The following is a 10,187-nucleotide window of genomic DNA, read 5'->3' as shown; positions in this document are numbered from 1 at the left end:
CCATTGGCAACCGTCTACCGGGGTTCCCGCCGGACCGGGCCTCACCAGTGGACGATCCGCAGCCGCCCGCCGAGCGCCCGCTGTGCACGCCATGCGACCTTTCCGGCTGGATTGACCAGTATCGCCTGGTTGGCAGCCGCCAACATGGGCAGATCGGCCAGCGAGTCGCTGTACGCGTGCTCCCAGGGCGGCTCAATCCCGTAGGCGGCAAGCTGCCGCGGCTTGCGCGACCCGTAGTTGTGCAGGCTGCCCCGGCCGACGCCGAACCGGCCCCAGGACAGTCGGGACGAAATCAGTTCCACCTCGCCCAACCCGAGTCCGTCGAGAACCGCACGGGCGAGATCGTGTTCACATGCCGTGACGACCACGACCCGATCACCCGCGCCGGCATGGCGGCGCAGGGTGGCCACGGCCTCGGGTATCGCCACGCCGCCGTCGACCGCGAGATCCCGGCCGAACGCCTGTGCCCGCGCCCGGAACCGCGGGGCGTCGAAGCCCAGCAGCGCAAGCCTCATGATCATCCGCGCTGCGGCCGGGCGGAGCGGGCGCACCGCCAGCAGGGGCGTCACCGGCACGACCAGAGCCGTGCGCCACGGGGACTGCGACAGGTGGCGACGCAACAGTCGGGTGAACGTGTCACCGCGGACCAGGACGCCATCAAGATCGAACAGTGCGACCCCGGTAACCGCTGCTTCGGACGGTTCGCTCACTCGTGCATCCTTGTCCTGGTCGACCGTGTCCCGGTCGACGGCCGCTCACGGAATCTGGAACGGACGGTGAGCACTATCATGACTGAGGGTGTGGTGGTCAACGAGACCGATCCGGCCACATGCGCATACCCGGGGTGCGCCCAGCCACCGAGTGCTCCGGTCGGGCCTGGACGGCCGCCCGCGTACTGCGATGACTTCGCACACAACCGACTCTCCGCCTACCGTCGGCGGCGGGACATTGCCGGTATACCCTCCGCCACCGCGCCGGTGAGTCCGACAGCGGTCTCCGCCGGGCTCACCGGCGGCGCACGTCCACGAGCCGACGCGCTGGCGGGGCAGATCACGGCGTTGGCCACCGGGCTCACCCGCGCGCTGGACGGTTTCGTCCGCGAAATGGCGACTCTTGGCGATATTGCGGCTACGGAAGCCCGTGTCGAGACGGTGGAGGCGGAAGCCGCCGAGCGGATCGCCGAAGCCGTCGCCCGGGCGGTCCGGGCCGAGCAGGCCGCCCGCGGTGCGCAGGCAACCCGGATCGAGGCCGAAGCGGTCGCCGCCGAGGCGGTAGCAGCCGTGGACCAACTCGACGAGCAACGGATCGGTCTGGAGGCCGAACGCGACGTGCATGCCGCGGCCCGTGACCAGGCGCGAGCAGCCCTTGATGCCGTCCAGACCGAAGCCGCAGCGGCCCTCGGTGCGGTGCGGCGCGACGCCGACACCCGGGTCGCGCAGGTCCGACAGCAAGCGAACGCGGAAATCAGCCAGGCCCGTCAGGTGGCGGACGCAGCCGTCGCAACGGCGCGCAGCGAAGCCGCGGCCGCACTCGCGCACACCCGGGAGGAAGCCGTCCAGGCCGTGGCTGGCGCCACCGCGGCCAGAGACGCCGCCCTGGCCCGGGCGGACGCGGGTGAACGGACCACAGCCGAGGCGCGAGCCGAGGCTGACCGGCTGCGCCTGGACCTGGTTCGCCAGCAGGAGAGCACCGACGCCGCGATCGCCCGCATCCAGGCCGACGCCGACCGGCGGCTCGACCACGCCAACCGGGTGGCGGACGAACGCCAGGGGGTGCTCGTCGAAGGCAGAGCGGATGCCCGTGCCCGCGCCGAACGCGCGGAACGTCAAGCTGATGATCTTGCAACGGAGCTACGCGCGGTGCGGGCCGAGCTGGCCGCCGTGCGCGACAGCCTCGGCGGGCCGGCGACTGCCGGCAAACCCGCAGATCAACCCCCGGAGCAACCCCCGGACCAGCCGACAGCCCCGCCTACCGGCCCCGGTCACCTGGCACCGGGTGCTTGACACCGGGTGCTGATCCGCGCTCCGTGGCCAGGTAACCTCGCGGGACGGTCAGGTCGGTAGATATCCGGGAAGTCCACCTTTACGCCGGGCACGACGCAGGACGACCCGCCGGGAACCATCCGGCAGCAGGCGGAGCCGCTCCAGTTCCCAGTCGCCGAACTCGGCGTGCAGGGTGAGCACCGCCAGCGCCTGGCGTCGGTCGGTGCCGGGCGGCAGATACAAACGCTGGTACTCCACGTCCATGACGCCACCGTAACGACAGGGTGGACAACGAGAGTGATGAACCCGATGGTTCACGCCGCCTGTCTACCCCGAGCGACACGACCCGTCATGGTACGTAAAGACCGAGAAACGCCAGCGACGCGTACACCACCAGCATCGCGGCGCAGACCGCAAGGACGATGCGCAGGACGTCGTCGCGTCGGGTGAGCCCGGCCGCGACAAAAAGGTATGGAAAGGTTCCATATACGTACCGTTCACTTGAATCAAGGTTACTGCCAGTGAGTACCGCGGCCGTCGTCAACGCGGCCCACAACGTGTAGGACGCCGGCAGCGTCCGCGCCATCACGACGAGCAGGACCACGGACAGCGCCAACCATGGCACGTGCAGGCCCGTACCCACCTGGCCGTGGATGATGCCCCGGACCGCCGCCCAAAGCACAGCGGCGGGATTCGACGAGCTGCCGTGCAGCGACTCCTGTCGTTGTAGCCGCAGTGGCAGCAGAGCATCACCATATGCAATCTGCGCCCACAACCCAAAGAGCGCGAAGCCGGCTGCGGGTGCGAGCACGGCCGCTGCCCGGCGCAGCCGGTCCGTGCGCGCGACTGCCCCCAACCCGCGAAGGGCCTCGAGTGCCGCCGGTGCCACCAGGAGGATGCCGACCGGTCGGCACAGCCCCGCAAGCAGCCCACAGACCGCGGCGAGTTCCCACCGCCGGGTCCGCAGGCCCGCGAACACACCAACGGCCAGCAGCCCCCACAATGCCTCGGTATAGCCCATGACCAGCACGAACGCGGGCGGTGCCAACGAGGCGAGCCACACCACCCGCGAGGTTGCCGCCGGGTCAAGACCCTCGGAGCGGGCCAGCCAGGCGAGCGCCGCCACAAAGACAAAAGAGATCATGTTGACCAGGACGAGCAATATGCCGCCGGTATGGCCGCCCAGGCCGGGAACCACGGCGACCGCCCGGACCAGCAGCGGCAGCAGGGGGAAGAAACGCAGCCCCTGCCCGCCGACCCCGGCGTATCCGTGCTCGGCGATACCTGCGTACCAGCCGGCATCCCAGCCGAGCAGGCCGGTCAGCCGGAACGGCGTGGCAACCGTTGGATGCAGTGCGTCATGTCCCGCGGCGAGCTGGCCGCTGATGTAGCGGGCCAGGGCGTACGCGGCACCGGTCACGATGCGGGTGGCACACCAGGCGAGGGTGATGTCGCGTAGCGGCAGCGTCCGTAGCGGCGGGGTCCGCCATCCCCGCGGGTCTGGTCCGCCCCGCGGGGGCTGCGCGGGACGGGCGTCCGCCGCCGACGGCGAGAAGAACCACGATCGCACCGCCGACGGCGATCCAGCCATCGATCCCAATGAGCCCAAGGGAGGTCAGGGCTGGAAGCGTAGGAGGGTGAAGTTCTCCCACACCCTGGCCGACTCGCCCTGGCGCATCACCTCGTCGGCCAGTGGACGCCTGTCCTGCAGACGGCCACGGACCTGGGTACACAGGGTCTCGTATGTCCGGTAGGCACCCGACCCGGCGAAGAACACCGTGTGGGCCGGGCCGGCCTGCACGAGTGCCCTGTCGGCGAGGACAACGCCGTTCGCCTTCGAGTTACGCGTCTCGTAGTCCGTCCAGTCAACGCGGTCCGGCGGTAGGTAGGTCGGGACGACATACACGTGCATCCAGGACGGAACGGTGCGGGACAGGCCCGGGCCGAGCTGGTCCGGGCAGACCAGCAGCACGTCGCCGGGCCGCCCGATGCGTTCGAGCACGCCCGCGGCCTGCATCGCCTGGGTACGGGTGCGGGACAGGTCGCCATAGCCACCGACAAGCCCGAGCAACGCACACACGACGATGATCCCGCGGAACAGCCGACTGTCCACGACCACGGTCGCACCGAGGCCGATGACCAACAGGAACGGCACGAACGCGGTGGCGGTGTACCGATCCGCCCAGGCGTTGCCCACCACCTTTCCCGCGGCCACCGCGACGAAGAGCGTCACCGTGGCCAGGAAGAACAGCGTGCGACCCGGTTCCATACCCTTCAGGTCGACCAGGACGTACCGGCCGTCGACCGCCCGGCCGGCGATCCCCGCGGCGGCGAGCCCGGTGATGAGGAACAGCAGCGTCCGCCCCTGGGTGGTGGGACCGCCCGCCCACTGCCCGTAGGCATGTGAAATTGCCGCGAAGGTCGCCGGTTCTCCCCATGGCGTCCCGGTGTGCGCCATCTGATAGAAGAACCCACCCAACCAGGGAGCGAACACCAGGGCCCCACCGGCGATGCCGGCCAGTGCTGCCAGCGGTGGCCGGACACCCCACGCCGCCCGCGGCCTCACCACAATCAGCGCAAGCCAGCCGGCCACCGTGAACAGCAGGTAGAAGCACCAGTAGTGGGTGAGCGCCAGCATGCCGGAGCACAGCGCCAACGCGGCGACCGAACCCGCCGAGCGCCGCTTGAGCGTGGCTTCCAGTGCCAGCCCGCCAGCTGCGGTCAGCAGCACCACCAGGCTGTACATCCGGGTCTCGGTGGCGAAGTACAGCGCGAACGGTGAGGTGAGGTAGAGCACCACCGCCACCCGCGCGGCGCGCTCGCCGACGACGCGGCGAGCCAGCAGGTACAGCGGCCCGGCTGCGGCCAGGTTCGTCAGAGCCGACAGTGTCCGCACCGCGAACGTGCCGACTCCGAACAGCTCGATCCAGCCGTGCAACAGCAGGTAGTACAGCGGCGGCGAACCATCCTGGCGAAGCCCGTCAAACAGCGTTGTGTCGGGCCCGGTCAGCGGAAGCCGCGCAATGGCGACACTCTGCGCCTCGTCCAACCACAACGCCTGGCGGGCGGAAAAACGTACCGCCACAGCTGTGACAACGAGAGCGAAAATTATTGTCTTGAAGACAACGCCGTCCCGTTGTACGCGAGGCCGGCTCCCCTCGGCCGGCCCCGGGATGTTCTCCAACGGCCGTACCGCGACGTCGGTCACGGTCAGTTCCCCCTCTGGTTCCCGCGACGCCGACTAACGCGGTTCCTTCGCGTAACCGGGAGAGACCTCTTCGTGATAGTCCTCTTCCACGTTGACGCTCCACACGTCGTGCTCAGCCCCGTCAGCGAGGTTCTGGACGGTAAGCAGCGCAGTGTACATGGAGTGGTCCTGATTGTTGTACCGATGCATACCGTTGCGGCCCACCGGGTGAACATTCGGTGTGGCCTCGGCCAGCCATCCACGCATGATTTCCACGTTCTTCTTGTAGTCCGCGTCGTAGAACGGGTATGCCTTCGGCATGCGGACCACGAAACCGCGTTCCACCTGATCGGCCGGAACCAGACCCAACTGGGCGAGTTCCTTGGTGGCCAACGCGATCAGGTCTTCATCGGGCATCGACCACGTCTCGTCGCCCTCGAAGACGAAATACTCCATGCCGAGGCAGGTGCGTCCCTCCTTTACCAGGAACGGCGACCACGACGCGAAGTTCTGGATGCGCCCGACCAACAGCTCGGGCGAGTGCACGTATATCCAGTTGTCCGGAAAACCAGCGGACTCGGGCACCACCAGCGCGACGGTGAGGAAGTCGCGGTAGCGTAGCGCGTTTGCCGCCGCCAGCACGTGGTCGGGGGCGGGCGGATCCATCACCCGGATCAGCGAGGAGAACGACATCGACGACACGATCTCGTCCGCACTGTAGCGGTGCTCGGACCCGATGTCGGTCCGGGACGCCTCGGGCGCGCCCGCTCCGGGGCCGTATCCGCCGGTGACCACGGTGGTCACGCCGCTGGCCCGCCCGTCCGCATGGTGGATCTTGCGGACCTTCTCCTCAAGTATGATCGTGCCGCCGCGCTCGGTGATCTTGTCCGCCGCGGTCTCCCACATCATTCCGGGCCCGTGCTTCGGGTACTGGAATTCCTCGATGAGAGAGGCGATGTCCTTCTGGTTCCGCTTCGGCATGACCGCGTTCACGATGGCATTGGACAGCGAGAGGTTCTTGATACGCTGCGCCGCCCAGTCAGCCTCGATCGTGTTGGCCGGCACCCCCCACACCTTCTCGGTGTAGGTCTTGAAGAAGATCCCGTAGAGGCGCCAGCCGAAACGGGACGCGACCCAGCCCTCGAATTTGGTCTGGTCCTTCGGCGGCCGGACCCTCGCCCAGAAGTAGGAGAAGATGCATCGCGCCGCCTCAAGCACGCCGAGGCCGCGCAGAGCATTGCCGGCGCGCAGCGGGTAGTCGAACAGTTTCCCGTTGTACATGATGCGGCTCGACCGCGGGCGCATCAGAAAATCCTCATCAGGCAGAATCTCGTGCCAAAGAGTCTCGACCTCGGGCACCTTGGTGAAGAACCGGTGCCCGCCGATGTCGAAGCGCCAGCCTTCACGCTCCGCGGTGCGGCTGATACCTCCCACCACCGAGTCACCTTCGAGAACCGTCACGGGTACGTCCCGCTTCACCAGCTCCCAGCCAGCTGTCAGACCTGCCGGTCCGGCTCCGATAACGACGACCTCGGGCTTTTCGGCCACTGTGCCTGACCTCTCCTCAACTCCGCACGCGATGGTCATCCGCGCGACACACTTAGAACACCGCTGGACAATAGTCCGGCTCGGCTTCTCAGTCTGGCATGAGCCGCCCGGGCACCTGTCCGCACCCCCTCACGATTGCCACCGCGCGATCTCGGCCAACCGGCTCGGAGTCGACGCGGCGACCCGGTAACGACTCTGGCATGGTGCACGTCATGGCGGCGTTCCTACCCGGCCGGGCGAACAATCCGACCACGACCTGCGGGTGGTTACGCCGGGACCGCCCGGCCGGGGGGACGCCAGGCCCGCTGCTGCTCGGCTGGTGTGCCGTCGCGGCGGGCATCGCCGCGGGCGACGGGCGCGGCCCATGGCCGCTGCCGTTGGTGCTGGTTGGCTGGGGTGCGGTGCTCGTCGGTGTCGCCAACGCGGGCGCGCACGCGGGCGTCCCGAACCCTGGCCCGAACCCTGGCGTGGAGCCCGACACGGACGCGCGCCCTAGCCGCGGGACGTCGTGGGTGATGCTGGCCGTGGTCCTCGCGGTGGGGGTGGCGATGCGTCCCCGGTACTACGCCGGCGGCGGATGGGCGTCCGTCTCCGATGCGCTCGGCGTGGCCGGCGGTCTGCTCACCGCCGGGTCGATCCTGGGGTGGCTGCGCCGGGCGCCGGACGACCGCGCCACGGCGCGGTGGCTGGCATCACCGGCATGCTTCTGGCCGGTTGTCGGCCTCATGACGGCCGCCGGCGTCACTATGATCATCGCAGCGCCGCAGCCGCGCATCGACGTCTTCCACCTCCTGCAGGTCTCCGCCCGCGGCCTGGTCGACGGCTCGGACATGTACCGCCAGCAGTGGGCGCCCAGCCGCGCCGGGTATCCGGCGCACCAGTTGTTCGACGTCTACCCGTACCTGCCGGGCACCACGCTCCTCCTCGCGCCCTTCCGCCTGCTACTCGCCGACGTCCGCTACGGCCTGCTGCTCGCCTCGGTGGTCACGGCCGTCGCCATCCGCGCGATCATGTCCCGGGACGACGCGCAGGCAGGGACGAGGCTCCCGCCGGCGCTACCACTGCTCGTACTGGCCTTCCCCGGCTCCATGTACGCCCTCCAGCAGTCCTGGACCGAGCCGCTGCTCACCGCGTGCATCAGCCTGCTGGTGTGGGCGGTGACATCGGGCCGGGGCCGCTGGGCGGTCGTCGCGTTCGCCGTCGCCCTCGCCAGCAAGCAGCACATGGCACTGCTGGTCCCGGTCGCCGCGGCCTGGCCGGCGTTCGGGCCCAGGCGCGCGCTGGCATCGGTCGCTCTGGCGGCCGCCGCCGTCGCGCCCTGGGTGGTCGTCGGCCCGTCGGACTTCTGGGGAGACGCGGTGCTGACCAACCTCCGCTATCCCGTCCACGGGGATTCGCTGTCCGTGCCCGGTGTGCTCGCGCACGCGGGGATCACCACCGGTTTCGGCCCGATGGCGGTCGCGCTGACGGTCGCCTACTGGCTCGCCTGGCGGGTGCGGGCCGGCGCCGCGGAGTTCTGCGCCGGTGCGGGCGTCGTGCTCCTCACCCTGGATGTCATGAACAAACAGTCGTACTTCAACCACTACACGCTGCCGATGGCCCTGCTGGTGACCGCGCTCGCCGCGGCGGGCGAGCGCCGGCCCGGACCGTCGGCCGTGTCCGCTCAGCGCAGGGTGGAGAAGCGCTCCAGCGCCGCACCTTCGTAGACCATGCGGCGATCGACCTGCAGGGTGCGGTCACGCAAGGCGGCAAGCTGGTCGGACACGACCGCGCAGGCCCCCTCCAGGGTCTTGTAGCCGTCCGCGCGCACGAGGAACACCGCGTGGCCAGGTCCGGCCATGGTGTTGACCCGGGCGGCGAAGTCCGCGCCGCTGGCCCGTCGCATCCGAGCGGCGTAGTCGACCCAGTCGACCAGTGCCGGCCCGCTCGCGTCGGCATAGACGATCTGCTTGAGATCAGGATCGCCGTGGCGTTCGATGGCCCGGAACACCGCCGGACCCAGCTGGTCGGGGCAGAAGGCGACCACGTCGCCGGGTCGGGCCAGCGCCACGATCCGGTTCGCGATCTCCCCGGCCTGGGTACGTTCCTGCCGCGCCATGTTCCAGCCGCCGGACAGCCCCGTCACACAGACAATCGTCAGGATGGCCGTGCGTACCCGCCTGGGCAACTGGCCGATACCGAGTGCGGCCAGGAGCAGGAAGGCCGGCAGCGATATCCCGGTATAGCGTTCCGTATAAGCACTACCACCGGTGGTGTTGACCAGGTAGGCGAGGGCGAGCGGGACGAGCCACAACGCGACCAGGTAACGTCCGGGCACCCGTCCGGTCGGGACGATGTGCAGCCCGTCATCCTGCGGCCGGCCCGTCAGGCCGAGCAGCGCCGCTCCGAGCAGAACGACCCCGAGCAGCGCGCCCGTGGACGTCGGTCCGGCCCAGTCGAACACCGTGTCCAGCAGGACCTGCGCCTGTACCCGCGCCGCCCACGGCGTGCCCGTGTGCAGCATCTGAAACAGGAAGGACGGCATCCACGGTGCGAACACCACGGCCGACGCCAGCATCGCCAGCAGCGCGGACAGCGTCGGGCGACGAACGGGCGCCCGACCGCGCGATCGGACCGCGAGGAACACCGCAACGGTGGTGACCAGCAGAAACGTCCAGTAGTGCGTGTAGACCAGCGCCGCGGTGGACACGGTCAGCACCGCCAGCCGGCGCCGTGTCGGGCGTTCCAACGCCCGCACCAACGCGAGCCCGAACAGCAGCACCAGCAGAACCACCAGCGAGTACATCCGGGTCTCGCTGCCGTACCGGATCGCGTATGGCGAGCACGCGAACAGCAACAGGGCCGCCGTCCCCACCCGCCCGGGCGTGGCGCCGTCACCGCTGCCGAACATCGCCGCCACCCGCCCGACCCGCCGCCCGGCGATCCAGGCGACCGGCAGGGTGATCAGCGACAGGATGCCCGACAGCGCCCGGACCGCGACGTCCCCGGTCCCGAACAACCTGATCCACATGTGCAGGAGCAGGTAGTACAGGGGCGGCGAACCGTCGTGGCGCAGCGCGTCGAGCAGCTGACCGACCGGTCTGCGAGAGATCTCCACCGTGAGCGATTCGTCCAGCCACAGGTGGCTCGGCGTGACAAACCGCAAGGACGCGCCGACCCCGATCGCACCCAGCACCGCGGCTATCAGCAGCTGGCGGATCCACCGGTCCCGCATCGGCGTCCACCTGGGCGGCACTGACCAGCCGCCGGCACCTCCGGGGTCGAACACCGGCCGGCGGTCGGGCCGCTCGAGATCGCGCCGAACCGCAACCTCCGCCCGGGGCCTAGTGGTCGGCGCCGTCGCCACGGCCGATGGCACCGGTGCCATCGCGACCGGTACGACGGACACGGATGTCGATGCGGGCACGTCCGCCACCGGACTCCCAGAAAGGTCGGTGCTCACCACCGAGACGGTACCCACAGTGTCACCA

8 protein-coding genes are annotated in these 10,187 nt (G+C 69.6%); 2 read left to right on the top strand and 6 right to left on the bottom strand.

The window, feature by feature from the left end; translation table 11 throughout:
- Positions 1-41 precede the first annotated feature (41 nt).
- Positions 42-710: a haloacid dehalogenase-like hydrolase gene (locus tag U9980_RS06615; protein ID WP_322767125.1), complete on the bottom strand. Its 669-nt coding sequence runs from the start codon at positions 708-710 to the stop codon at positions 42-44.
- A gap of 78 nt (positions 711-788) precedes the next feature.
- On the opposite strand from U9980_RS06615, the gene U9980_RS06610 reads away from it, so the two are divergent.
- On the top strand, positions 789-2,003 hold the full coding sequence (locus U9980_RS06610) for a hypothetical protein (RefSeq protein ID WP_322767124.1): 1,215 nt from the start codon (positions 789-791) through the stop codon (positions 2,001-2,003).
- 48 nt (positions 2,004-2,051) lie between these two features.
- Here U9980_RS06610 and U9980_RS06605 read toward each other — a convergent pair whose 3' ends face one another.
- From U9980_RS06605 to U9980_RS06590, 4 genes are all read right to left on the bottom strand, one after another.
- On the bottom strand, positions 2,052-2,246 hold the full coding sequence (locus U9980_RS06605) for a DUF5703 family protein (protein ID WP_322753967.1): 195 nt from the start codon (positions 2,244-2,246) through the stop codon (positions 2,052-2,054).
- 85 nt (positions 2,247-2,331) lie between these two features.
- The gene (locus U9980_RS06600) at positions 2,332-3,552 is read right to left on the bottom strand and encodes a hypothetical protein (protein ID WP_322767123.1); all 1,221 of its coding nucleotides are present in this window, start codon (positions 3,550-3,552) and stop codon (positions 2,332-2,334) included.
- 45 nt (positions 3,553-3,597) lie between these two features.
- Positions 3,598-5,190: a glycosyltransferase family 39 protein gene (locus tag U9980_RS06595; protein WP_322767122.1), complete on the bottom strand. Its 1,593-nt coding sequence runs from the start codon at positions 5,188-5,190 to the stop codon at positions 3,598-3,600.
- 33 nt (positions 5,191-5,223) lie between these two features.
- Positions 5,224-6,717 (bottom strand): NAD(P)/FAD-dependent oxidoreductase, encoded by a 1,494-nt coding sequence (locus tag U9980_RS06590; RefSeq protein WP_322753970.1) that lies wholly within the window; start codon positions 6,715-6,717, stop codon positions 5,224-5,226.
- Between the two features lie 200 nt (positions 6,718-6,917).
- Between U9980_RS06590 and U9980_RS06585 the strand changes: the two genes are divergently transcribed.
- The gene (locus tag U9980_RS06585; protein ID WP_322767121.1) at positions 6,918-8,423 is read left to right on the top strand and encodes a glycosyltransferase 87 family protein; all 1,506 of its coding nucleotides are present in this window, start codon (positions 6,918-6,920) and stop codon (positions 8,421-8,423) included.
- Here U9980_RS06585 and U9980_RS06580 read toward each other — a convergent pair.
- Positions 8,381-10,132 carry a glycosyltransferase family 39 protein gene (locus U9980_RS06580; RefSeq protein WP_416210173.1) on the bottom strand — a complete coding sequence of 584 codons (1,752 nt, stop codon included), beginning with the start codon at positions 10,130-10,132 and terminating at the stop codon, positions 8,381-8,383. The genes U9980_RS06585 and U9980_RS06580 overlap by 43 nt on opposite strands.
- Positions 10,133-10,187: the final 55 nt, after the last annotated feature.

Source organism: Protofrankia sp. Cr1 (assembly GCF_963555865.1).
Classification (GTDB): Bacteria; Actinomycetota; Actinomycetes; order Frankiales; family Frankiaceae; genus Protofrankia.
Note: the sequence above shows the minus strand (reverse complement) of the source record. Positions and strands in the feature narration are given on the sequence as shown.

Coding starts and splice junctions, on each gene's coding strand:
- U9980_RS06610 (WP_322767124.1), top strand. CDS start 789: ATGACTGAGGGTGTGGTGGTCAACGAGACCGATCCGGCCACATGCGCA.
- U9980_RS06605 (WP_322753967.1), bottom strand. CDS start 2,246: ATGGACGTGGAGTACCAGCGTTTGTATCTGCCGCCCGGCACCGACCGA.
- U9980_RS06585 (WP_322767121.1), top strand. CDS start 6,918: ATGGTGCACGTCATGGCGGCGTTCCTACCCGGCCGGGCGAACAATCCG.